At 65.4% G+C, this 23,699-nt stretch carries 16 protein-coding genes; 1 reads left to right on the top strand and 15 read right to left on the bottom strand.

Annotation, left to right across the window (positions count from 1 at the left end):
* Positions 1 to 97: 97 nt before the first annotated feature.
* The 8 genes from KQI11_RS09800 to KQI11_RS09765 all read right to left on the bottom strand — a co-directional run bounded on the left by KQI11_RS09800 (position 98) and on the right by KQI11_RS09765 (position 10,787).
* Positions 98 to 955: an ABC transporter permease gene (locus KQI11_RS09800; RefSeq protein ID WP_216401993.1), complete on the bottom strand. Its 858-nt coding sequence runs from the start codon at positions 953 to 955 to the stop codon at positions 98 to 100.
* Positions 949 to 1,866: an ABC transporter ATP-binding protein gene (locus KQI11_RS09795; protein ID WP_216401992.1), complete on the bottom strand. Its 918-nt coding sequence runs from the start codon at positions 1,864 to 1,866 to the stop codon at positions 949 to 951. The genes KQI11_RS09800 and KQI11_RS09795 overlap by 7 nt, the downstream gene beginning before the upstream one ends.
* Positions 1,863 to 2,285, bottom strand: a complete 423-nt coding sequence (locus KQI11_RS09790; RefSeq protein WP_216401991.1) for a DUF3021 family protein — start codon at positions 2,283 to 2,285, stop codon at positions 1,863 to 1,865. The genes KQI11_RS09795 and KQI11_RS09790 overlap by 4 nt, the downstream gene beginning before the upstream one ends.
* Positions 2,286 to 2,298: 13 nt before the next feature.
* Positions 2,299 to 2,736, bottom strand: coding sequence for a LytTR family DNA-binding domain-containing protein (locus KQI11_RS09785; protein ID WP_021659061.1), 438 nt, complete (start codon positions 2,734 to 2,736; stop codon positions 2,299 to 2,301).
* A 277-nt stretch (positions 2,737 to 3,013) separates the two neighbouring features.
* Positions 3,014 to 4,414, bottom strand: a complete 1,401-nt coding sequence (locus KQI11_RS09780) for an MATE family efflux transporter (RefSeq protein ID WP_185916536.1) — start codon at positions 4,412 to 4,414, stop codon at positions 3,014 to 3,016.
* A 201-nt stretch (positions 4,415 to 4,615) separates the two neighbouring features.
* Positions 4,616 to 5,881: an alkyl sulfatase dimerization domain-containing protein gene (locus KQI11_RS09775; RefSeq protein WP_216401990.1), complete on the bottom strand. Its 1,266-nt coding sequence runs from the start codon at positions 5,879 to 5,881 to the stop codon at positions 4,616 to 4,618.
* A 3-nt stretch (positions 5,882 to 5,884) separates the two neighbouring features.
* The gene (locus KQI11_RS09770; RefSeq protein ID WP_216401989.1) at positions 5,885 to 6,358 is read right to left on the bottom strand and encodes a MarR family winged helix-turn-helix transcriptional regulator; all 474 of its coding nucleotides are present in this window, start codon (positions 6,356 to 6,358) and stop codon (positions 5,885 to 5,887) included.
* Between the two features lie 1,783 nt (positions 6,359 to 8,141).
* On the bottom strand, positions 8,142 to 10,787 hold the full coding sequence (locus KQI11_RS09765) for a hybrid sensor histidine kinase/response regulator (protein WP_216401988.1): 2,646 nt from the start codon (positions 10,785 to 10,787) through the stop codon (positions 8,142 to 8,144).
* A gap of 561 nt (positions 10,788 to 11,348) precedes the next feature.
* On the opposite strand from KQI11_RS09765, the gene KQI11_RS09760 reads away from it, so the two are divergent.
* The gene (locus KQI11_RS09760; RefSeq protein ID WP_021661325.1) at positions 11,349 to 11,600 is read left to right on the top strand and encodes a fatty acid kinase subunit FakA-related protein; all 252 of its coding nucleotides are present in this window, start codon (positions 11,349 to 11,351) and stop codon (positions 11,598 to 11,600) included.
* A 77-nt stretch (positions 11,601 to 11,677) separates the two neighbouring features.
* Here KQI11_RS09760 and KQI11_RS09755 read toward each other — a convergent pair whose 3' ends face one another.
* The 7 genes from KQI11_RS09755 to KQI11_RS09725 all read right to left on the bottom strand — a co-directional run bounded on the left by KQI11_RS09755 (position 11,678) and on the right by KQI11_RS09725 (position 23,685).
* Positions 11,678 to 12,220, bottom strand: a complete 543-nt coding sequence (locus KQI11_RS09755; RefSeq protein ID WP_216401987.1) for a DUF1062 domain-containing protein — start codon at positions 12,218 to 12,220, stop codon at positions 11,678 to 11,680.
* A gap of 304 nt (positions 12,221 to 12,524) precedes the next feature.
* Positions 12,525 to 13,754 carry a glycoside hydrolase family 25 protein gene (locus tag KQI11_RS09750; protein WP_216401986.1) on the bottom strand — a complete coding sequence of 410 codons (1,230 nt, stop codon included), beginning with the start codon at positions 13,752 to 13,754 and terminating at the stop codon, positions 12,525 to 12,527.
* A gap of 272 nt (positions 13,755 to 14,026) precedes the next feature.
* A complete protein-coding gene (locus tag KQI11_RS09745; protein WP_216401985.1) occupies positions 14,027 to 17,035 on the bottom strand; it encodes an EAL domain-containing protein in 3,009 nt (1,002 codons plus the stop codon).
* 39 nt (positions 17,036 to 17,074) lie between these two features.
* Positions 17,075 to 18,550: an extracellular solute-binding protein gene (locus KQI11_RS09740; RefSeq protein WP_353653965.1), complete on the bottom strand. Its 1,476-nt coding sequence runs from the start codon at positions 18,548 to 18,550 to the stop codon at positions 17,075 to 17,077.
* A gap of 230 nt (positions 18,551 to 18,780) precedes the next feature.
* The gene (locus KQI11_RS09735; RefSeq protein WP_216401983.1) at positions 18,781 to 20,556 is read right to left on the bottom strand and encodes a sensor domain-containing diguanylate cyclase; all 1,776 of its coding nucleotides are present in this window, start codon (positions 20,554 to 20,556) and stop codon (positions 18,781 to 18,783) included.
* Between the two features lie 340 nt (positions 20,557 to 20,896).
* Positions 20,897 to 21,586, bottom strand: coding sequence for an anaerobic ribonucleoside-triphosphate reductase activating protein (locus KQI11_RS09730; protein ID WP_216401982.1), 690 nt, complete (start codon positions 21,584 to 21,586; stop codon positions 20,897 to 20,899).
* Complete coding sequence (locus tag KQI11_RS09725) at positions 21,583 to 23,685, bottom strand: ribonucleoside triphosphate reductase (protein ID WP_216401981.1); 2,103 nt, start codon at positions 23,683 to 23,685, stop codon at positions 21,583 to 21,585. Before KQI11_RS09725 ends, KQI11_RS09730 begins: the two co-directional genes overlap by 4 nt.
* Positions 23,686 to 23,699: the final 14 nt, after the last annotated feature.

Raw genomic sequence — 23,699 nt, 5'->3', positions numbered from 1 at the left:
CACACCACTTCTCCGCTCGCAGAGCGCTCCCCCACTGCAAGCGGGGCTTTTTCACCCAGAGCGCCGGGCAGGGGGGTTCCCTGCCCGGCGCCTTTTTCTATCTTCTCCTGCACCATTTCACCAGCAGGGAGAGCCCGGCAAAGAGCACCGCGCTCCCCACCAGCACCGCCAGGTGCCCCCAGACGGGGAAGGTCCCCCCGTCCCAGGCAAAGCAGATGCCCATCTCCTCTTTAAACTGGGTGACCAGCCCGGCCGGCACCCCGGCAAAGGTGGTCTCCATCGGCCCGGCGGTGAAGATCTGCCGCAGCAGGGCCGCGCCGTGGGTGGGGGGAAAGCACTTCACCACCACCTGCACCGCGCTGGGCAGGGTCCCGATGGGGATGTAGACGCCGGTGAGGAAGCCCACCAGGGTCCCCACCACCGTGCAGGCCCCGGTAAAGGCGTTCTGGGTCTTGATGAAGAGGGTGAGAAAGTAGAGCATGGCCGCCGACGCGGCCACCGAGAGGGCGGTGACCCCCAGGGCCTGGGCCATCTGCAAGGGGGGGAGCAGTTTGCCCCCGGCGACCACCAGGTAGACCTGCCCGGCCGCAAAGGTCACCGCGCAGAGGACCAGCCCCACCGCCAGGGCGCTGAGGATATAGCCCCCCAACAGGGCCCCCGAACTGGCCGGGGAGACGGCAAAGTCCCGGTCCACCCCGCGGGCCCGGTCCTCCACCATCGCCCCGTAGCCCGAGAGGGTAGTGGTGACCGCCGCCACCGCCAGCACCCCGGCGATGAGCCAGCTGTCCACCAGCCGCCCGGCCCCCTCCAGCGCCGCCAGATCCCCGCCGAGGATGGTGCTCTTGAGAAAGAGGGCGTAGAGGCCGAGGACGATAAAGACCGACATCAGGGAGAAGAAGACGCCCCCCTTGTCCCTGAAAAAGAGTTTCACATTCCTTCTGGCAATGGCTAGCACGGCCGCTCCCCCCCTTCGATGATCTGCAAAAACACGTCGTCCATGGTGCCGCCGATGAGCTCGGCCCCGTCGAGCAGGTCCCGGCACCGCTCGAGGATGGGGATGGCCTCCAGGGTGCTCCCCAGCGCCAGGTGATAGCGCCGGCGGGGCTTGGTGTAGGCAAGGCCCATCTGCCGGAGCACCCCTTCCAGGGCGTCGGCGTCCCGGGGACTTAAGTAGAGTTTGTCCCGCCCGTAACGGGCCTTCAGCTCCCCCGGGGTGCCCTGTTCCAGCACCGCCCCGTCGCCGATGACCGTCACCGCGTCGGCCTGGGCGGCCTCCTCCATGTAGTGGGTGGTGAGAAAGACGGTCATCCCCCCCTCCCGCTGCAGGGCGCGCACCGTCTCCCAGACGGCCTTGCGGGTCTGGGGGTCAAGGCCGGTGGTGGGCTCGTCCAAAAAGAGGATCTCCGGCCGGTGCACCAGGGCCCGGGCGATGTCGGCCCGGCGGCGCTGGCCGCCCGACAGCCGGCCGTAGCGGCGACCCCTCAAATCGAGGGCCCCCACCGCCGCCATGGCCGCCCGGGCCGCCTCTCTCCCCCGCTCCCCCCGCAGGCCGTAGAGGGCCGCCCGGGCGAGGAGGTTTTCCTCTACACTCAACAGGTCGTCCAGCAGGCTCTCCTGAAAGACCACCCCGATCTTGCGGCGGATGGCGCCGTTCTCCCGCCCCAGCAGGCAGCCGTCCACCTGGGCCCGGCCCCCGTCGGGGGCGATCTGGGTGGTCAGCATGCTGATGGTGGTGGACTTGCCGGCCCCGTTTTGCCCCAAAAAGGCAAACAGTTCGCCCCGGCGGACCGAAAAGTCGATCCCCCGCACCGCCTCAATGGGGCCGTAGTGCTTTTTCAGCCCCTGTACCTCGATGATCTCGCTCATCGCTTTTCTCCTCTCTCCCTGCGGGCCCGCAGCTCCCGGTTGATTTTCCCCTCGTCGCTCTTGGCGCGGATGAGGGAGATCCCCACCACCCCGGCGTAGACCGTCAGGATGACCACAAAGATCCCCACCAGGGTGAAGGCGTCCGCCTCGAAAAAGTCCCACCAGAGCCCCAGGGGGTAGACCACCAGGGCAATGTCGGCCACGTCGATGAGGGCGCGCAGGGGGAAGCTGGCGACCTGGATCTTGTCGGTGAGGAACATCACCACCGAGATGAGGCTGGTCATCAAAAACATCTGGATGGCAACGTTGGCGTCGATCCCCTCTCGGTGGCCCTGCACGCTTGCCAGCGTGCACTCGATCATCATCAAGATGGTGTAGGAAATGCAGTCATAGGTGAAATACTGCTTGAATGTCGACATCGTCTTCCCTCCTTTACAGGCCGAATTTCTCTTTAAAGGCCGGCAGGTAGTGGCGGCTGATCACCACCGACTCGCCGTTTTCCAACTTGGCTTCCATCCGGCTCCCGGCCAGGGCGCGGACGCTTTCGAGCCGGGCGGTGTTGAGGATACAGCTCTTGCTGACCCGCACAAAGGCGGTGTTCTCCAGCTGCCGCTCCAACTCGTAGAGCTTGGGGTCGCACTCGTAGACCTCTTTTTCGCAGTAGAGGTAGGTGCGCTCGTCCACCGACTCAAAGTAGAACACCTCTTCCAGGCGAAAAATGCGGCTGCTCTCCCCCCTCCTCCCGGTGATGGAGAAGGAGTAGAGCCGCACCTGTTCGATGAGGCGGCGCAGCGGCTCGTCGATGAGGCCGCAGCGGATGGTGATCTCCGGCTCGGCCAGTTCCAGCGACTGCTCGATGATGAGTTTCAAAATCAGTTCTCCCCTTTCGCTCCGGGTTTCATCCTACCATGTTTGGCCCCGCGGCTCAAGGCGGGGGCGGGTCACCTGCGCCCTGCCGGGGGCAAGATGCAAAAAGGCGGGGGAAACCGCGCGCGCTCACCCGCCCGTCAGCGCCAAAAGGCCGCTTCCCCCGCCCTTGAAAGGGGCGTTCTGGGGGCACAGAAACATTTTTCCAGTTTTGGCGGCGAGAAAAAAAACAAAAAAGGACCCGGAAACGGGTCCTTTTGCGGGGAAGCGAGCGGCCGATCTAGCCCTGGGGCTGCTCCCGCTCGGCGGAGAGGGGGGCGGCGTCGAGGTTGCGGATCTCGCTGCTGTAGATGCTGCGGAAGATGACAGTGCTGGCGATGATGGCGGCGATCTCCGCCAGGGGTACGGCCGCCCAGACCCCGGTGACCCCCCAGACGCGGCTGAGGAGGAAAGCCAGGGGGAGGATGACCACCAACTGCCGCAAAACCGAGGTGAAGAGGCTGCTGGTGCCGTGGCCGGTGGCCTGAAAGAGAGTGGAGAGAATCATCGAGTAGGCCGCCGGCAGGAAGCAGATGGAGAGGATGTGCAGGGCCGGGATGCCGATGCGGCTCATCTCGGCCGAGGGGTTGAACATCCCCAGCAGCTGGGTGGGCAGGAAGTTGAAGAGCAGGGTGCCCAGGGCCATGATGGAAAAGGCCGCCCCCATGCCGATCTTCAGGGTGCCCATCAGCCGCTTTTTGTTGCGGGCGCCGTAGTTGTAGCCCATGATGGGCATCAGCCCCTGGTTGAGGCCGAAGATGGGCATGAACACAAAGGACTGCAGCTTGTTGTAGACCCCCATGATGGAGACTGCCGCCCCCGAGAAGCTGGTGAGGATGGCGTTGAGACCCACCATCATCACCGAGCCGATGGACTGCATGATGATGGAGGGGAAGCCCACCTTGTAGATGTCCCCCACCACCTTGCCCTGGAACTTGAAGCCCCTGAAGGTGATGTGGATCTCGTGGTCCTTGGTGAGGAGGATGTAGACGCTGAAGAACATGGCGATGATCTGCCCGGCGACGGTGGCGATGGCCGCGCCCTTGACCCCCATGGCCGGCAGCCCAAAGTAGCCGAAGATGAGGATGGGGTCGAGGACGATGTTGATCACCGCGCCCATGAGCTGAAAGATCATGGGGTAGATCATGTTGCCGGTGGCCTGCAAAATCTTTTCACAGGCGATCTGCACGAAGGAGCCAAAGCAGAGGATGGTGACGATGTAGCCGTAGTCACAGCCCATCTGCAGCACCTCGGCGTCGCCGGTGAAGGCGGCGAAGAAGGGCTTCACGAAGAGGAAGCCCAGCAGCGCAAAGACCGCGCTGGAGAGAAGGGCCAGCACCAGGCCGTGGCTGGCGGCCTGGGAGGCCACGTCGTGGCGCTGCTCGCCCAGCCGGCGGGAAATCAGCGAGTTGCAGCCGACGCCGGTGCCCACCGCCACGGCGATGAGCAGGGTTTGAATGGGGAAGGCCAGGGAGACCGCGGTGAGGGCGTTCTCCCCGATTTGGGCCACGTACATGCTGTCGACGATGTTGTAAAGCGACTGGATCAGCATGGAGAAGATGGCCGGCAGAGACATGCTGAAAATCAGTTTGGGCAGGGGCATGCTGCCCATCTTGTTCTCTTTGAGATTGGTTTGCTCCATATAGACACTCCTTTTCTTTCGCGCCCTGCACACAAAAAAACGACCCCCACAAGTGGCGGTCGTTTTTAGCCTTTCGTTGACACCGCAGCAAAGGGGGATCGAAGAAAGCCGTGACAGGACACAGTTCTTTTTGATCGAACCTAGTATAGCAACTGTCGGGTGGAATGTCAACAAATTTCGCGCAAATGCAGAGGGCGCGCGCTACCCCTCCAACTCCTGGGCGCAGGTGAGGAAGTAGTGGCGGGCGCAGGCGTTTTCAGCCTGCCGGCCCAGCTCGGTCAGGGCCTGGCGGCAGGTGGCCAGGGAGTCGCCCCTCTCCTCCCCCGCGAGGCGGAGTGTTTGGCAGAGTTCCAGCGCCCACTGGCACTCCCCCTCCGCCAGCGCCTGGGCGGCGGCAGCGGCCACCCGCTCAGCGCCGCCCATCAGCGCCACCTCCCGCTGGGCCCGGTCGTCCGGGGCCAGGGGAAAGAGGCCGGCGGGGTCGCCGTCAAACCAGCCCAGATAGCCCGCGCAGATGCCCCGCACCGTCCAGGCCACCGAGCCGTAGAACTCGTCCAGGGCCGGCTGGCCCCGCCACCGCTCGGGCAGGGCGACGGCGGCGGCCACCTGGTCAAAGGAGAGCCCCTCGTCCAGCAGCCGCAGGGTCTCGTCCAGCACCCAGGAGAGGGCGGCGCGGTAGAGGGCGATCTCCTCCCGGATGGCGATGGCCCCGTGGAGCGCCCGGGTGTGGCCGGGCAGCAGGTGTTCGGCCGGGAGGGTCAGCAGTTTGTCCAGCGAGCGCACCCAGGCGGCCACGTCCCGGTACTGGCCGCCCCGAATGGGGGCGGTGTTGGGCCAGGACTGGTAGTAGTTGTCGCCGCAGCAGACCACCCTGTCCTCAGGCAGCCAGAGGTAGGTCTGGTCGTCGGTCTCCCCCTGGGCGGCCAGGAGGACGGCGGGCACCCCGTCCAGGTCGAGGGCCAGCTCCGCCCCCTCCATCCACCGGGTCACCGGCAGAGGGCAGGGCTTGCCGCCCCGCTCCCCCAGGGGGCCGGCCCCCATGGAGATGGCCTCCTCCGGGGTGAGGGAGAAGCCCCACTGGCGGTCCCCCCGCAGCCCGCCGATCCGGCCCAGCTGCCCGCTGCGGCCGTAGGTCGGCACGTCGGGGCGGCGGGCGATCACCTGGCGGGCGCCGGCGGCCAACACCCCCGCGCCACCGGTGTGGTCGGGGTGCTGGTGGGTGTAGATGAGGGTCTCCACCGGCTTTGCCGCCAGCAGCTCCCCCAGTTCGGCCAGGGCCAGCTCGGCCATCTTGCTGTCGTTGAGGCTGTCCACCAGGGTGCAGCTGTGCTCCCCCTCGATGAGGGTGGCGTTGCTGGCGCCGAACCCGGCGATAAACCAGACCCGCTCCCCCACCTTGTAGACGCCCCGCGCCTCCCCGTTTCCGGCGGCGGCCTGCAGTCGTTTCTCTCCTGTGTACTCTTTCAACTCTTACTCCTCCTCTACTGCCCGGCGCAGGTTCTCCTCGATTTGGGAGAGGACCCGGCGAAAGACCGCCAGCTCCCCCTCGTCGATGCCCGCCCGGTAGCTCTCCTGCAACTGCTGTGAAATGGACGAAAAGGCCCCCTCCAGCGCCCGCCCCTGGGGGGTGAGGGAGACCAGCACCGCCCGCCTGCTGTGGGGGGCGGGCCGGGTCTGCAGGTAGCCCAGGGCCGCCAGCTTCTTCACCAGGGCGGTGGCGGTGGAGGGGTCGCGGCCGATGCAGCCGGCCAGCTGGCCCATCTGCATCTCCCCTCGCGCCAACAGGGCGGTGAGGATCTCGCCGTGGGAGGTGGCCAGCCCCCCCAGCCCCAGCTGGGCCAGGCGGGCCTGCAAAAAGGCGTTGGCCGCCGCCCGGGTGCGGCTGATGCGGCTGACGGTGTCGTCCCGGCTCCAGCTGGCGCGATTCGTCGCTTCCCTCTCCACACATGCTCCCCCTTCCGTTTTCTACCATTATACTTTGATGTCAAAATATTTGCAAGGGGGAATTTCCCCGCTTTGTTCGACCTTTCTCCGGCCTGTCCGGCAGCCCCGCTCCGCAGGCAGAGGGGACAGAGGCCGCCTTGTGGATAACTGCCTCTCGATGGGGCCCTCCCGCGGCCGCAGCGGGAAAACACCTCGCGGCTCCCACCGCTGCCTTGGCTCATAGTTTTTGCCGCCGGCACCCGCTCTTTTTCACGCTCTGATTTTCCCTTGTCATCTCCCGACCACCGAAGGGAAGCACAGGTCATCCGTCGCCCGCGCTGCCCGCTTGTCACAGCTAAAAGTGGTTTGCGCACTGTTGCTCTGCCAGGTTGGCGCGCGCCGTGCGCAGGGGGGATGCCAACTCGCCCCCCTGCTCTGTGGCTTCTTTTTCCCCCCTTTGGCCGCCTGTAGCGCCAAAAGAGATCGTCCCCTTCAGGTCGGCAGCCAGCGCCAGAGGCGAGCGCTTGTTGTTTCCCCCTCCGCATTTTTGAAGCCACGGCGTTCACCTTCCCTGTCCTGCAATCACGTCCGCCCTCTCCCCCCTCCGGCCGTTTGACTGGCAGTGGTATGGGCGTCGCCAAGCCCTCTCAAGTGGGAAATCGGCATCGGCCTCGCTTCTGCTGTTTCCCCCTCCGCATTCTAAAACTACAGCCCATAGGCTATTTCCCCACAGCATGGAGACAACTTCTCATCCCACCGTCACCCATCTTGCAATTGCGTTGGCTTCCCCTTCCCCCTTCAGCCGTTTGACAGCGGCACCGCACCAGAGAAAGCCAACTCTTTTCAACCTCCCCTGTCCTGCAATCATGTCCGCCCTCTCCTCCCTCCGGCCGTTTGACTGGCAGTGATATGGGCGTTGCCAAGCCCACTCAAGTGGGGAAATCAACGTTGGCCTCCCTTCTGCTGTTTCCCCCTCCGCATTCTAAAAACGCGGCCCATAGGCTGTTTCCCCACAACATGGGGGCAACTCCTCCCCCCACCGTCACCCATCTTGCAATTGCGTTGGCTTCCCCCTTCAACCGTTTGGCAGCGGCACTGCACCAGAGAAAAACCAACTCTGTTCAACTCCCCTGTCCCTGCAATCACGTCCGCCCTCTCCCCCCTCCGGCCGTTTGACTGGCAGTGGTATGGGCGTCGCCAAGCCCTCTCAAGTGGGAAATCGGCATCGGCCTCCCTTCTGTTGTTTCCCCCTCCGCATTCTAAAAACGCGGCCCATAGGCTATTTCCCCACAGCATGGGGACAACTTCTCATCCCACCGTCACCCATCTTGCAATTGCGTTGGCTTTCCCTTCCCCCTTCAGCCGTTTGGCAGCGGCACCGCACCAGAGAAAAACCAACTCTGTTCAACTCCCCTGTCCTGCAATCACTTCGGCTTTTCCCCCTGCCTTCACAGCCGCTTGACTGACAAATGCTGCGGGATGCCGCCGATCTCCATTAAGCAGGCAATAGCCAGCCGCGTCCCCGTCTCGGTCCCCTTTGTCATTGAAAGCCCCAGCTCAAACCAGCCCTTCCCTCTACAGGGGCACCCCCTTGTTTGGCTGCCCCCGCCCCGTGGCCGCGCCGCCCCTCCCCCTCCGCAATTCGAAAGCGCAGCCCGAGGGCTGTTTCCCGCGCTGTGGGGAGCGATTTTCCCCCCGCCCCATCGCCACCGCTTTCCCCACCAAAAAAGGGCGGCCAAAACGGCCGCCCCAAGGGCTCTGTTTTTTTAGGCTTCACCCGGCGACAGACACGGCCGCCCAGATCTTAGCGATTTTTTTGCACACATTCCAGCAGCACCCGGCAGAGCTGGTCAATGTCCAGCGGCTTGCTGACGTGGGCGTTCATCCCGGCGGCCAGGGCCGCGGAGATATCGTCGCCAAAGGCGTTGGCCGTGGTGGCGATGATGGGGATCTTCCCGGCGACCGGGTGCTGGGATAGGCGGATGCGCCGGGCGGCCTCGTGGCCGTTCATCACCGGCATCTGCACGTCCATCAGGATGGCGTCAAAGGCGCCGGGGTCGGAAGCCAGGAACGCCTCCACCGCCTCTTCGCCGTTCTCCACCCCCACGACCTCGGCCCCGTTCATCCGCAGCAGCTCCTCGGCGATCTCCCGGTTGAGGGAGTTGTCCTCGGCCACCAGCAGGCGCAGGCCGACCAGGGGCCGTTTCTCCGCGGAGGTGGGCTTGCGGCGGACAGGGCCGCTGCGGCCGGAAACCGCCTCGCGGATGGCGGTGTAGACCGAAGAGCGGTAGAGGGGCTTGGGCAAAAAGCCGTTGACCCCTGCCTCCCGCGCCTCCCACTCCACCTCGGAGATGTCGTAGGCGGAAATCATGACAATGGGCAGCTCGTCCCCCACCTCGCGGCGGATGCGGCGGGTCACCTCGATGCCGTCCATCCCCGGCATCTTCCAGTCCACCAGACAGAGGTCAAAGTCGCAGCCGCTGCGGTGGGCCTCCCCGATGCGCTCCACCGCCTCGGCCCCGGACTGGCGCCACTCGGTCCGAATCCTGATTTTTTCCAACAGGGTGGAGGTCTGCTCGCAGACTTGCTGCTCGTCGTCCACCACCATGGCGCAGAGGCCCCGGTCGCCAAAGTCGGGCTCCTCCAACCGCTCTTTTCCGCGGCGCAGGGGGATGTCCACCTCGCAGGTGGTGCCCTTCCCCGGTTCGCTGTCGATGCGGATTTTGCCCCCCATGAGGGAGACCAGGTTTTTGGTGATGGACATCCCCAGCCCGGTGCCGCCAAAGCGGCCGGCAATGGTGGCGTCGGCCTGTTCAAAGGGCTGGAAGATGCGCTCCACCGCCTCTTTGGACATGCCGATACCGGTGTCGGTGACGGCAAAGCGGACCACATCCGCTCCGGACTTGGCGGCCACCCGAGAGACTTTGAGGCGGACGCTGCCCCCCGGCTCGGTGAACTTGACCGCGTTGGAGCCCAGGTTGAGGAGGATCTGGTTGAGGCGCAGGGGGTCGCCCAGGTAGATGGCCTGGTCGCCAAACCCCTCCATGGTCTCGCCAAACTCCAACCCCCGGCCCTTGGCCTGGGCGTAAATGGTGGAGACAAAGCCGTTGACCAGCTGGAAGATGTCAAAGGGCTCCTCCTGCAAGGTCATCTTGTCGCTCTCGATTTTGGACATGTCCAGCACGTCGTTGATGAGCATCAGCAGGTGCTTGGAGGAGAAATTGATCTTCTGCAGGCAGTCCTCCACCCGGGAGGCGTCCCCCGCCGAGGCCGCGGCGATGGTGGTCATGCCGATGATGGCGTTGAGGGGGGTGCGGATCTCGTGGCTCATGCGGGAGAGAAAGTCGCTCTTGGCCGAGCTGGCCCGCTCGGCGGTGAGCATGGCGTCCCGCAATGCCTGGCGGGAGCGCACCTCCTCGGTGCGGTCGGAGAGGACCGAGATGATTTGGGGGGCGTCGGCCCCTTCGACCCGGTAGAGGCGCAGCAGCAGCCAGCGGTGTTCCCCGTCCGGCTTGCGGTAGTCCAGCATCTTTTCAAAGAGGATGTCGCCCTGCGGCGGTTTTTGGTCCGCCGCCCGAACGGCCTGGCGGATCTCCCCCACATCCTGGTCAGTGAGGCCGTGGTGAGGGGCGTCCCCCCCTTCAAAGGAGAGGCCCAGCACCCGCTCGAGGTTGAGGGAGCTGTATTGGACGGCGCCGGTGCGGGCGTCGCGGATGACAAAGGCGTCGTCGATGCTGCGGGAGAGGTCGTCAAAGAGGCGGCCTCGGTAGGCCAACTCGTCCCGCTGCCGCCGCAAAAGCCGCTGCGAGAAGAGGAACACCCCCACGATGGCGGAAATAAGGAGCACCGACCCCACCAGGGTGGTTCGGCGCAACCGGGTCGCCGTTTCGCCATAGCCCACCTTCTTTTCCTGGGCGACGGCGATGAGCCTCTCCGCCTCGTCGGTGGCCTGCCGGTAGAGGGGGGTCAGGTGTTCGGCGCTGTAGGCGGCGATCTCTCCCTCTTCGGTGTCGTCGCGGGCGGCGTACTCCAAAAACGCCTCCTGCTCCACCCGCACCTTTTCCAGGGTGCCTTTCAGGCGTCGGGTGTCCTCCTCGCCGCCCAGATAGAGTTCCTCTATCCGGGACAGGGGCTGCTGCAGGGTGGTGTAGAGCCCGTCCAGCTCCTGGCGGACGGCATCCACCTCGGCCGCCCCGTGATAGCGCAGCAGCCGCTCGGTGCGCACCTGCATCTCAGAGAGGTAAAGCTTGACGTCGCCGGCGGAGATGACCACCTCGAAGGGGTGCTCGGAGATGATGTCGGTCTGCGCCGCCAGCTGGGCGGAGCTGACGATGGTCATCAACAGGTAGAGGAGCATCATCGCAACCAGGCAGACGGTGCACACCGCGTTGATCCGTCTCCCTTTGGCCAGCTGCTCCCTCCGAAAAACGGTCCTGTTTTCTTTTTTCATTGCGAATTCCTGTCCTCCCAATCGCCATACGGCGCGAAAAACCCTTCGGCTGAGGGGAACGTCACTCTCACCGAATTTTCAAAAGGGTTATTTTTTTACAGTGTAACAAAAACAGCTGTCATTTGCAAATGCTTTTCCCATTTTAAATCAGTAAAACAACAAAAATCCTCCTTTTCCTTCCGCTCTCAGGCCCTTGCCGGACAGCGCGCCCCGCCTTTCAGGGGGAAAGGGCGGGGGCGGGGACCGCTTTGACCCCTCGGGGCAGCTGCTCCCCAACAGAGTGCAAGGGGGGAGGCGGCGGCCCCGCCCCCGCGAACGACGGGCCGAATCGGCACAAAAGGCCCCGCCGGCGGCCAGGGAAACCGCGCGATCGGCGGGGCGAGGGGAGGCGAACGAGCCCGGCGCCTCCCCTCCGCCTGTCCGGCAAGGGGAGAGAGCCGGTCGCCCCTCCCGCTCGGCGAACCGCCCTCCCCGCTTTGGGAAAGGCGGCCAAGGCCCTTTGCAAAAGGGGGTCAAAACGGGTAAAATAGAGACAGAAAAAACAAGAGGGAGGGCCCTGCCGTGCTCACATTCAAATACGACACCCAGCTGCTGCTGGAAGGGGAAAACCTGGACGAGGACGAGATAAACGACTACTTCACCGACCACTTTCAGGGGGACTGCCTGCTGGCGGTGGGGGACGAAGACCTGGTCAAAATCCACTTTCACACCAACGAGCCCTGGAAGGTGCTGGAATACTGCGCCTCCCTGGGGGAGATATTCGACATCGTCATCGAGGACATGGACCGCCAGTCCCGCGGGCTCAAGGGCTGAGGGGCGGCGAGGCGGACGGAAAAGAGAGAGGCGTCCCGGGGCACAGGCCCTCGGGACGCCTCTCTCTATATAACAGGTCAGCGGGCGGGTGTGAACCGCCAGCCGCCCTCTGTCGCCTCGGCGACCACTTCGCCGCCCTTCAACAGCGCCTTGGCCCGGGCGCGGGGGATTTCCAGGCACTGGGACAGCAGCTTGTCGGGGCGGACCCGTATCCGTCCGGGGTTTTGCACCCACAGCCCCTCCTCCCCCACCCGGTCGGGCAGCCGCGAAAGCCGGTAGGGCAGTTCGCCCCCCAGTTGGGCGCCGCAGCGGAGAAAGAGGGCGCGGTCCCGCCCGACGCGGGCCACGGCCGCGGGATCGTTTGCCAGCAGGGCCCGGTACTCCTCCGGGGAGAGGGCTTCCCGCAAGACGCGGGAGTAGACCGGCAGGTTGTAGGTGTGCTTGCAGCGCTCGCAGCGGTAGATCAGCCAGACGTCCAGCCGCTTGCCGTTGGCGTTGACGCGAAACCTGTCCGCACAGCGGTAGGTGTTCTTGCCGCCACAGCCCGCGCAGCCGCGCACAATGGTGTAGGTGTCGGTGGGGACCATCCGAAAGGTCCCCGAAAGGGGAAAATAGCTCATCTTGCATCTCCTGATTTTGATAAAATCGGGGGTGCAGAGGCTATTTCAGCAATTTTTGGGGAGATTGCAATAGCCTCTGCTATGCAATCTGACAGATGGGAGCCAGCATCAAAAGACGACCTCCTTTTTCAAGGGAATGGCGGGATGACAGGCTCTTAAAAGATCGGCGTATCCATTTGGCGCTCCTCTCCCGGGGGCGGGCGGCGGCGCAGAGAGGAGCGCCAGGAGAAACCCCGCGGTCTCCCCTGGCGCTCTTTCCCTGCGGCCGGCAGGCCGCACCCTGTGTTTGATTATGTAGGCAAATTTACAGCAGTTCCACGTTCATGTCCACCTTGCCGGGGATGCCCGGCACCGAACCGCCGCTGGTGTACTGCCAGATGTTGTAGCGGCCGGAGTAGTCGGTCTGGTTGGTGTAGTGGGCCAGCCAGATCTTATAGCTGCCGAACTGGCTGGTATCCAGCTTGTTGTAGAGCCAGCTCTTGTTGGCGTAGACCATGGTCTGGTACCCCAGGCTCTTGGTGGCGGCGCAGAAGGCGTTGACCACCTCGGTGTTCTGGGCCTTGGTCATTCCCTCTACCCGGCCCTGGCTGCACTCGATGTCGATGGCCAGGGGGTAGTCCAGGCTGTAGCCGGTGGAGCGGATGATGCCTGCGGCCACGCCCGCCTCTTCGGCGGCCTCCTCGGCGTTGATGGCGGTGGTGTAGAAGTAGGCGCCCACCTTCAACCCCGCGGCCTTGGCCCCGGCGATGTTCTGGCGGAAATAGGGGTCCTCGACGATGGCGCCAGTGCCGTAGCCCCGGTAGCCCACCCGGATCATGACAAAGGAGCAGCCCGCGGCCTTGACCGCGCTCCAGTTGACATTGCCCTGGTACTTGGAGACGTCCACCCCCCAGCGGCTCTTGAGGACGCCGCTGTTGTCAAACTTGTACTTGATGCCCTCGAGGGTCTGCCAGCCGGTGAGGGGGTTGCCGTTGATGTAGAGGTAGGTCTTGCCGCCGATGACCTGCCAGCCGTTGAGCACCGGGGTGGGGGCCGGTTCGGGCGCAGGCGCGCTGCTGCCGCCGGAACTGCTCCCCTCCCCGCCATTGTCGGGGGCGGGCTCAGGAGTGGGCGTGGGGGCGGGAGTGGGGGGGACCACCACCGAGTCCTCGATCTCGCTCTCCTGCTTCTGGTTGTCCTGCTTGCCCGGGTCCTCGTAGCTGTGGGCGCTGTCGTTTTTGTACTTGCTGGTGTCCTTCTGGGCCTCCTCCGCCGCCTTTTTGGCCTTGGCGGCAGCCTCTTCCCGCTGCTTGGCGGCCTCTTCCTCGGCCCTCTGGGCCTCGGCCTCTTCGGCTGCCTGGGCCTCGGCGGCCATCGCCTCTTCCAGGTCGGCCGAGAGGGCGGCCATGTACTCCTTGGTGTCGATCCGGTTCACAGCCAGGGCAATGCCCTCCTGCCCGCCGGAACTGCCCTCGGCGCTCTTGTCGACGCCGCAGCTGCTGAAGGCCAGCAGGATGGCACAGGCCACCGCCGCCGACACGATCTTTTTGAACATCGCCGCTCTCCTCCTCTTTTCACAGACCCCCGCGGGGGAAAGGGGCGCAAGGCCCCGCAATGATTTCTCTAGACGGTTCCCAATTGTAGCACAGATCCTCCCTCTTTACAAGGAAAGCGCTGCCATTTCGCCCCTTTTCGCGCAAAAAAGCGGGTGGAAAATATTGCCCAAAAACCGCGCCACTCTGCGGTTTTGTCACCACTTTGCATCTGCGAGGGCCCGACTGTGACCAAACGGGGCGGCCAAAGCCGCCCCGTTTGCAAAGGGGTCATCTACTGCATTTTCTCCCGGGCCGCCTGCACCGCCCGGAGGATGTCCGGCTCGACGGGGGCCACCTCCAGCTGGGGGCGGGCTATGTAGTAGCCCTGCAGGTAGTCGACCCCGTGGGAGACCAGGGTCTCCATCTCGGCGCGGGTCTCCACCCCCTCGGCCAACACCTTGATGCCCCGGCTGTGGGCATAGGAGAGCAGGTTTTCAAGCAAGCTCAGCCGGTCGCCGTCCCGGTCGATGTCGTGGACGATGGTGATGTCCACCTTGACGATGTCCGGCGAGAGGAAGATGAGCAGCGACTCGCTGTTGTAGCCCGAGCCGAAGTCGTCGATGGCCAGCTGGCCGCCCCAGCGCTTGGCGGTGCGGATCTTGAAGCGGGTGCGCTCGTTGTCCCAGGGCTCCTGCTCGGTGATCTCCAGCACCACCCGCGCCAGGTAGGGGCCGTAGAGGTCCTCCAGGGCGGTGATGTCCGAACCGGTGAGGCTCTGGCTGGCGATGGAGTTGATAAAGGCCCGCTCGCCCGGGCCGACCCGCCCGGCCTTGACCTGCTGGGTGAAGGAGGCCATGGCCTCAAACCAGGTGAGGCGCTCGATCTGGTAGAGCTTGGACTGGGCCCTGGCAATGCGCAGCACGTCCACCGGGCTGCGCAGCGCCTCCACCTGGGAGCGCATCAGCAGCTCGTAGCCGTAGACGCTGCCGGTGGCCACCTCCAGCACCGGCTGGTAGGCAAAGCGCACCAGCCGGTGGTCGATGAGGCGGTTGAGCTCCTCCTGGCCGCGCACCAAAAAGGAGTCGGCCTGGTAGGAGGTGCGCTCGAACTCCTGAATGCTGCCCTTTTCGCTGTGCTTGACGCTGTACATGGCAAAGTCGGCGTAGCGGATGAGCTCTTCATAGGTAGAGGCGTCGTCGGGGTACCAGGCCAGCCCGCCGGAGACCCGGATCTTGAAGTCCTTTCCCGCCAGGGGGAAGGTGGTGTGCCCGATCTGCGTCCAGACCTTGCGGATGATCTGGCGGATCTTCTCCTTGCTCTGGTAGCCGTAGAGGAAGACGTAGAACTCGTCGCCGGAGCGGCGGGCCACCAGACTCTGTTCTGAGAGGAAGGACGAGAGGCAGCGGGCAAAGGCCTCGATATAGCGGTCGCCGCTGTCGTGCCCGTAGTTGTCGTTGACAAATTTCAGGTTGTCCAGGTCCCACATCAAAAGGGCGGCGGTGCCCAGCACCTCGGGGGTCTCAAAGAGCCGCTCCATGTTGGCGGCAAAGGCGCGCCGGTTGTAGAGGTTGGTGAGGATGTCGTAGTCGCGCTCGTACTCGATCTTCCGCTTTTCGGCCATGTCCTTGCTGACGTCGGTGATGGCGCCCAGGATCTGTCCCTCTTCTCTGAGGAAGGTCAGGCGCACCCAGCGCTCCCCCTCCGGGCTGGAGGGCAACCGGTAGAGGAGCCCCTCTTCCCCGTCCTCCACCAGGCACTCCTGCAGCTCCCTCATCCGCCGCTCAAAGACCTCGCGGGGGAGCCGGCCCTCCACCTGCTCCTCCGAGGGCCAGCCCAGGATGGGGAAGATGTTGGTGCTGCAAAAGACCGAGGGCGCTTTGGCGCTGTACTCGAACACCCCCACCGGGATGTTGGTGGTGGAGATGATCTGCCCGAACTTCGAGGCCGATTCGGCCGCGGCGTTGCTGAGGTTTTCGATGGAGATGGTGAGCTGGTCGATTTCCTCGATGTCCAGCTTTTTGAGCTTGATGGGTTTGTTGGGGTCGCTGCGCTTGAGGTCTTGCACCAGGGCGGTGATGGGCTTTGCCACCATCCGCGAGGCCAGCACCGCCCCCAGGATGCCCAGCAGAAGGGCCGCCACCGTGCACAGGTAGATGATCTGGCGGATCTGGTGCGAAAACTGCAGCAGGGTCTTCCCCTCGCAGAGGCCGATGAGCACCCACTGCTGCCCGACAAAGGGGGTGTTGGTGTTGTACAGGGAAAAGGGCTGCACGCTGCCGTAGAGGTCGCTCTTCCCCCCCTCCCCCGCGCGGGTGAAGGTGGAGATGTTTTTGTGCTCGCTCTTCTTCCCGGCGATCTCTTGGCTGACGCCAAACTTCACCTGGTAGAGGGAGCCGCTGGCAAAGACCGTCTGAAACTGCTGCCCCTCCCTGTCGGTGATCGCCAGGATGTAGGCGCCGCTGTGGTCCACCCCCAACTCCTCGTAGTTCATGAGGGAGGTGAGGTAGCTCTGGGTGATGTCCACCCCCATCACCCCAAAGACGGTGCCATCGGAGGCGATGAGAGGGATGGAGTAGGTGATGACCTGCCCGTCCTGGTCGGAGAGGGAGAAGGCCGGGCTCCAGTAGCCGAAGTTGCTGCTCTCACGGTTGGTGCTGGCCCGGGCGGCGTTCAGGGGGGCGAGGAAGAACTGCTCGTCGGCCCGCCCCTCCTCCCCGGTGAAGAGGAAGTCGGCCCGCCAGAAGCTGTCCAGGGGGATCCCCATCCGCCGGGAGGTGGTGGGCATCCCCCGCTCCATGAGGATGTCGGAGACGCCGGAGGAGTTGTTGACCGGGTCCAAATCCCGCAGGTAGAGGCCCGCCTTGGACTGGCCGCTCTCATCTCCCTGCACCCCCACGCCGTCCAGGACGACGAAGGCCCCGGTGACCCCGTTTTTGCGCAGCATGTAGACCAAACTGTCGGAGAGGCCGTCGAGGATCTGGGCGTTGAGGGCGGCGTCGGTGGCGATGTCGCCCAGGGTGGTGCCCCGGTCCTTTAGGGTCTCCTCCACCGAGGAGAGGATGGCGGTCTCGTGCTCCTTGACGTTGGACCAGCGGTGGATCATCTCGTTTTCCAGGTAGAGCTGGCGGTTGATGGTGCGCTCCCCCAAAATGTCGTAGGCGTTGGCGTCGGTGTGGGAGAGGACGCCGCCCTGTAAAAACACCACGGCGTAGAGGGCCGCCTGGGCCAACACGATGGCGGTGACCGGGATCAGCATCTTCTGCAAGATGGTGCGCCCGCCCCTTTTGCGACCGGCCTTCATTCCCTCACCTCCTTCCCCGTTCAGGTGGCTGCGCCCCGCTTACAGCGCCGCAAGCTGGGCGGAAAAGTCCTGATACCAGCTCTCGAAGTTCTCGTCGGTGTCGTACTGGGCCACCGCGTCGGCCAGGGTGCTGCCCCCGTCCAAAAGGGCCTTTACCGCCTCGCGGTCGGCGACGGCCTTTTGCTGGAGGGACTTCTCCACCACGGCCCGGGCCTCGGTCCCGTTTTCAAACGCCTCGTTGGTGTAGAGGGTGTAGTTCTGGGTGATCTCCACCCCGGTGAGGAGGGTCTCCTCCATCAGCTCGGAGATGGGCTCGGGGGAACTCGCCACCGCCTCGCCGATGGCCTCGGCGGTGTTAGCGTCCTTTTTCACCGGCAGGTAGCCCGAGCCGATGGCAAAGCGGACGTTCTGCTGCTTCTCGGTGAACCACTTCAAAAACAGTGTGGCGGCGTACTCGCGGGTCTCGTCGCTCTTGGTGACCATCATCCCCGCGCCCTGCTGCACCGCATAGGGCTTGGTCCCCTCAAAGTTGGGGAGGGCGTAGGTCTTGGCGTCGATGGGGTAGCTGCTGCCGTCAGACAGGGTGACGGCGGTGGGGAAGTAGGTGTTGCCGCTGGTGGAGCCCACCAGGGCGATGATGTCGCCGGTCTTGGCGTCATCGCTGCGAAAGCGCCCGATGGAGGCGAAGTAGCCGCTGACATAGGGGGTGTAGTAGTTGTCCCAGAGGCGGCGCATCACCGCCTTGTCCAGGTTGTAGGTGACCTGGCCGTTTTCGACCGAGAACAGCTCCTGCCCCAGCTGCATGCTGCCGATGATGAAGTAGTTGGCCATCACGTCCCGGCCGAAGAAGGCCTTGCCGTCGTTTTTCTCCGGGGTGAGGCCGTCGGTCCACTCGTAGTAGCTCTTGGCCAGCTTGCAGATCCCCTCCCAGGTCACGAGGTCCTCCTCGCTGGCGCCGGTGGCGGCGGCGAATTTGTCCCAGTCTGTCTTGTTGAGGGTGAGCACCTCGGTGGACTTGGCGGTGGGGAAGAGTTTGACGCTCCCCTCCTCGCTGAAGGCCCCCTCGTCCAGGTAGGCGGAGACATAGCTGTCCCGCTCCTCCTCGGTGAGGTACTGGCTCAAGTCGGCGGCCATCCCCCGGCGGTTGATCTCGTAGGCGGTGTCGGCGTAGGCGGCAAAGACGTCGGGCACCTCTTCGGCGCCGACTTTCTTGTCGATGGCGTCCATCACCTTGGCGGTGAGGTCGTTGACGCTGCCCTGGCTGTAGGCCTGGACCACGATCCCCTTTTCGGCCCCCACCGACTCGTTGAACTCGGTGACCATCTCGTCAAACATCTGCTTCTGGGCGCCGTTGTAGTAGTGCCAGATGGAGATGGAGACCGGGCTGTCCTTTTTCAGGCCGTGGTTTTTGTCCTTGCAGCCGGTGAAGATCCCCAGGGAGACCAGGGCGACGCTCAGCACCAAAGCCACTGCCCGCAGGCCGCGTCGGGAACGACAATTTCCTTGTTTTGACACAGTACTCTCTCCTCTCGGCGGGGCGGGGCGCTCCCACCCGGACACAGCGCCGGTTCCGCTCGTCCCTGCCCAGCGGGCAGAGACAGCCGATTTTTCTATTATCATATCATCATCTTCCAATCTTTACAATTGGAAGTGGCCATTTATAGACAAAATTTGTTGTGTTTCCACCAAAAAAAGCCGGCCTTTGCATTCGCAAAGGCCGGCGAGCGGGCGATTTTGGACCGCCCCTAGCACAGCAGCAATTGGCAGATGCGGGCCGCCCCCTTGAGGAGGGCGACCTCCTCCTTGTTCCAGTAGCGCCGGGCGCCGTTGACCTCGGCCCCCAAAAGGCCCAGGCGCTCGCCGCCGCTGACGCGGCACTGCAGCACCGCCCGGGCCCCCCGCGCCCGGCAGAAGGCGGCAAAGCGGGGGGCGCTCTCCGCGGCGGCCGCCGCGTCGGGGCAGTAGAGCAGCCCGGCGGCCGGGTCGTAGTAGGGCTGCAACTCCTCCCGGTCGAGAAGGGCGGGCGCCGCCGGCCCCTCGGGAAGATCGGCGGCCACCCCGGGGGCCGTCCAGACGTGCAGGGGGATCTCCCCCTTCCAGACAAAGTAGGTGCGGTGGGCGCCCAGGGCATCCCCCAGATCGGCCAGCACCCGGCGCACCCCCTCCTCCGGGGTGGGGGCGGCCGTCGCCCGCTCCAGCAGCCGCCCCAGGCAGAGGGGGCAGCCGACCTCCCCCTTTGCGCCCCCGCCGACGGGGGCGGCGGGGTTCCCGGCGGCCATCCGGTAGCGGTCCTTCCCCGCCCGCTTGGCCTCGTACATGGCCCGGTCGGCGGCGGCAAAGAGGGCCTCGTAGCTGGCGCCGTCCCGGGGCCAGAGGGCGACGCCGATGCTCCCCCGCACCGAGAGGCCCCGGCGGGAGGGCAGTTCCCGCTCCAGCAGCTGGCAGAGGCGCTCCACCGTCTCCCCCACCACCGGCGCGGCGGCGTCCTTCATAAAGACCACGAACTCGTCGCCCCCCACCCGGCCCACAATGTCGGTGGCGCGAAAGTTGGCCTGCAGCCGGGCGCTGACCTCGGTGAGGACCGCGTCGCCAAACTGGTGGCCGTAGCGGTCGTTGACCCCCTTGAAGTCGTCCAGGTCGATAAGCAGCAGGGCGCCGGAGCCGCCCCGGCAGGGGCTCTGCAGGTAGCCGTCCACCGCCTCGGCGGTGGAGAGCTTGTTGTAGAGCCTTGTCATGGGGTCGCGGCAGCAGCGGGAGCGCAGCTTCTGAGTCTCCCTTTTGTGGGCGCTGATGTCCCGCAGCACCCCCAGCACGCAGGTGCGGCCCCCCGGGCCCTCCACCGGTGCACCGGAGGCCGAAAACCAGCCCCCCTCGTGGCCGGGGAAGGCCCGCCCCTCCAGCTGCACCTCGGCGGGGCCGGCGCTCTCCCCCCGGCAGATGGCGGCAAAGGCCGCCGTCCCGGGGCAGCCGCTCTCTTTCAGGGCGGCCAGATAGCCCTCCGCCCGCCAGATGCCGCCCCCCGCCCGGCCGGGGCGGCGGTCGCAGAAGGTCATCACGTCCTCCGCCCCGTCGTACTCGAAGGCCAGCCCGTCGGTGCAGCGCAGCAGCACCTGCCGCCGCTCCCGCTCCCCCTCCAGCTCCCGCTGCATCTGTCGCCAGCGGCCGACGTCCAGGCAGAAAAACCGCCAGCGGCGCGGGGCCTCCAGCACCCCACACCAGCGCAGCCAGCGCAACTGGCCCGCCGGGGTGTAGCAGGGAAAATCGGCCTGCACCCACCCCGCCCGCCGGGCCCGGGCCAGTTTGCGGGCGGCCAACCGCCGCCCCTGGGCCCCCAGGAAAAACCAGGGGTCCTCTCCCTGGGCGCGGGCAAAGGCCTCCGGCGCGCAGTCCAGCAGGGCCAGAAATCCGCCGTCGGGCGACCAGTGGACCCTGGCCTGTCCCAGCTGCAGCCGGACCAGCCCCCCCTTGACCCCCCGGGCAGCCGCCGCCAGCAGCGCCTCGCCGCTCATCCTCTCGTTCACCCGATCTCCTCCTTTTGCTGTGAACGCCCAACTGGGTCTCCTTCCCAATATAGTCAGAGGAGCTGTAAAAATATGGCGTTTTTTGTCCCTCGACCGCCCCCGTGCGGAGACGGCGGACCGCTGTCGCCGACCCCGCCCAGATCCTCGGCGGACGCCGGGGAACAGGGGCGCCTTTCCGCCCTGCAGCGGCTTGGGCGGCAGGGGGGACGGGTTGGGCCCTCCCCTTTCTCCCCTTCCCGCCGCCCCTATCCCGCTGCGGCCGGGCGGGAAGAGACGGCAAAAAGGCGCGGGGGAGCGTTGCCGCTCTCCCGCGCCGGGACCGCATATCAAACAGGCCTGTCTAAAAGGTGAGGCCGGGCTGGACGGCCCGGAGCTGGGGCTCCACCGCCCGCACCTGTTCGGGGGTGAGGAAGGGGCGCTCCAGCAGGGGGAGGTGCCGCTGCCGGGCGCAGGCGGGGGGGCGAAAGAAGTTGAGCCGGTAGCGGGGCAGCGGGGGCAGCTGTCCCGCCAACTCCACCAGCGCCCCGGCGGTGAGTCCGGGGTAGAGGGTGGTCCGCGCCTCGCAGGGGATCCCCTTCTCGGCCAGTTGGCAGAGGGTCTCGCGGGTGGCGTCGTACCCCTGTTCGGGGGGGACGCCGCACACCTGGAGGTACTGTCGGCGGGGGGCCTTCCAGTCGATGGCCAGGTAGTCGCAGAGCCCCGCCTCCGCCAGGGCCAGCACCCGCTGGGTCTGGCGGCCGTTGGTGTCCAACTTGACCCGGTAGCCCATGGCCTTGAGGGCGGCCAGAAACTCCTCCAGATCGGGCTGGAGCAGCGGCTCCCCGCCACTGACCACCACCCCGTCCAGCAGCCCCTGGCGCTTTTTCAAAAAGGCCTCCACCTCCCCTTCGGGCAGGCAGTCGCCGGGGCCCAACAGGTCGCGGTTGTGGCAGTAAAAGCAGTCGGTGTCGCAGCCGCGGGTGAAAAGGACGCAGGCCAGCACCCCGGGGAAGTCGATGGTGCTGGTGCGCTGGATGCCGGCGACCCTCACTGGGCGGCCGCCCCGGAGAGCTCGCCCTCTTTGATGACGTACTTGACCCGCTGGCGGTACTCCTCCTTCTTGCCCTTGTGGAAGTTCTGCACCGGGCGGAGGTAGCCCACCACCCGGCTCCACACCTCGGTGGCGGCGCCGCAGTCGGGGCAGCTGTACACCTCGCCGCTGATGTAGCCGTGCTCGGGGCAGACCGAGAAGGTGGGGGTCAGGGAGAGGTAGGGCAGCTTGTAGTTGGTAAAGGCCTTTTGCAGCAGGGCCTTGGCCACCTCGATGTCCCGGATCTGCTCGCCCAGGTAGAGGTGGAGCACCGTGCCGCCGGTGTACATGCACTGCAGGTCGTCCTGCAGGTCGAGGGTCTCGAAGATGTCGTCGGTGTAGCCCACCGGCAGCTGGGTGGAGTTGGTGTAGTAGGGCACCTCCTCCCCGGCGGTGAGGATGTCGGGGTAGCGGTCCCGGTCGAGCTGGGCCAGGCGGTAGCTGGTCCCCTCGGCGGGGGTGGCCTCCAGGTTGTAGACGTGGCCGGTCTCCTCCTGGAAGCGGGTGATGACCTCCCGCATGTGGCCCAGCACCCGCAGGGCGAACCGCTGGCCCTCGGGGGCGGTGATCTCGCAGTCCAGGAAGTTGCGACAGGCCTCGTTCATCCCCACCAGGCCGATGGTGTTGAAGTGGTTGAACCAGTAGGAGCCGGTGCGGGCCTTGACCTCTTTGAGGTAGTGGGCCGAGTAGGGGTACATCCCGTTTTCGGTCTGCTTTTCAATGGTCTTGCGCTTGATCTCCAGGCTGTTTTTGGCCAGTTCCAGCAGCCCGTCCAGCCGCTGCATCAGGTCCTCCTCGTCCTGGGCCAGGTAGCACAGCCGGGGCAGGTTGAGGGTGACCACCCCGATGGAGCCGGTCATGGGGTTGGAGCCGAAGAGGCCGCCGCCCCGCTTGCGCAGCTCGCTGGTGTCAAGGCGCAGCCGGCAGCACATGGAGAGGGCGTCCTCGGGGGAGAGGTCGGAGTTGATGTAGTTGGAGAAGTAGGGGATGCCGTACTTGCAGGTGATCTCCATGAACTTGTCCACCACCGGGCTCTGCCAGTCAAACTCCTTGGTGACGTTGATGGTGGGGATGGGGAAGGTGAAGACCCGGCCGTGGCGGTCCCCCTCCATCATCACGTCGCAAAAGGCGGTGTTGAGCAGGTCCATCTCGGCCTGAAAGTCGCCGTAGCAGGCATCCATGGGCTGGCCGCCGATGACCACGCACTCGTCCTTGAGGGTGGAGGGGACCACGATGTCGAACGTCAGGTTGGAGAAGGGGCACTGAAAGCCCACCCGGGTGGGGACGTTGAGGTTGAAGATGAACTCCTGCAGCGCCTGTTTCACCGAGGCGTAGTCCATGTGGTCGTAGCGGATGAAGGGGGCGCAGTAGGTGTCAAAGGAGGACCAGGCCTGGGCGCCGGCCGACTCGCCCTGGGTGGTGAAGGTGGAGTTGACGATCTGCCCCAAAAAGGAGCGCAGGTGCTTGGCCGGGCCGCTCTCCACCTTGCCGGGCACCCCGCCAAAGCCCTGCATCAGCAGCTGGCGCAGGTCCCACCCGGCGCAGTAGGGGCCGAAAAAGCCCAGGTCGTGCAGGTGCAGGTCCCCCGAGGTGTGGGCGCGGCGGATCTCCTCGGGATAGATCTCGTGGAGCCAGTACTGCTTGGTAAATGCCTCGCGGATGTAGTTGTTCATCCCGTTGATGGACTTTTGGGTGTTGGCGTTCTCCTGGATCTTCCAGTCCATGTCGTCCAGGTACTGGGAGAACATGTCGATGGTGGCGCCGATGAGGGCGTTGGCCTCCCGCGCGCCCTGGCGCTTCTCCCGGTAGAGGATGTAGGCCTTGGCGGTGCGGGCGTGGCGGTTTTCGATGAGGACCTTTTCCACCATGTCCTGCACCTCCTCCACGTCCAGCACGCCGGTGCGGGACGTGGCCATCTCCACCACCTGGCGGGAGAGCTCCTCCGCCCGCTGCCAGTCGTCTCCCCCCACGGCGGCGGCCGCCTTGAAGATGGCCCAGGTGATCTTCTCCGAATCAAAGGGGACAATGTCCCCGCTGCGCTTGCGAATCGACTCGATCATCGTATTGTGTCCTC

This window comes from Acetanaerobacterium sp. MSJ-12, from assembly GCF_018917875.1.
GTDB classification, from domain to species: Bacteria; Bacillota; Clostridia; order Oscillospirales; family Ruminococcaceae; genus Bittarella; species Bittarella massiliensis.
The sequence above is the reverse complement of the archived record's forward strand: the minus strand, read 5'-3'. Positions and strand labels throughout refer to the sequence as shown.

What these genes read in the sequence shown, in the direction of transcription:
- KQI11_RS09795 (WP_216401992.1), bottom strand. Translation starts at nt 1,866, where the DNA reads ATGAGCGAGATCATCGAGGTACAGGGGCTGAAAAAGCACTACGGCCCC.
- KQI11_RS09765 (WP_216401988.1), bottom strand. Translation starts at nt 10,787, where the DNA reads ATGAAAAAAGAAAACAGGACCGTTTTTCGGAGGGAGCAGCTGGCCAAA.
- KQI11_RS09725 (WP_216401981.1), bottom strand. Translation starts at nt 23,685, where the DNA reads ATGATCGAGTCGATTCGCAAGCGCAGCGGGGACATTGTCCCCTTTGAT.
- KQI11_RS09745 (WP_216401985.1), bottom strand. Translation starts at nt 17,035, where the DNA reads ATGAAGGCCGGTCGCAAAAGGGGCGGGCGCACCATCTTGCAGAAGATG.
- KQI11_RS09755 (WP_216401987.1), bottom strand. Translation starts at nt 12,220, where the DNA reads ATGAGCTATTTTCCCCTTTCGGGGACCTTTCGGATGGTCCCCACCGAC.
- KQI11_RS09750 (WP_216401986.1), bottom strand. Translation starts at nt 13,754, where the DNA reads ATGTTCAAAAAGATCGTGTCGGCGGCGGTGGCCTGTGCCATCCTGCTG.
- KQI11_RS09790 (WP_216401991.1), bottom strand. Translation starts at nt 2,285, where the DNA reads ATGTCGACATTCAAGCAGTATTTCACCTATGACTGCATTTCCTACACC.
- KQI11_RS09780 (WP_185916536.1), bottom strand. Translation starts at nt 4,414, where the DNA reads ATGGAGCAAACCAATCTCAAAGAGAACAAGATGGGCAGCATGCCCCTG.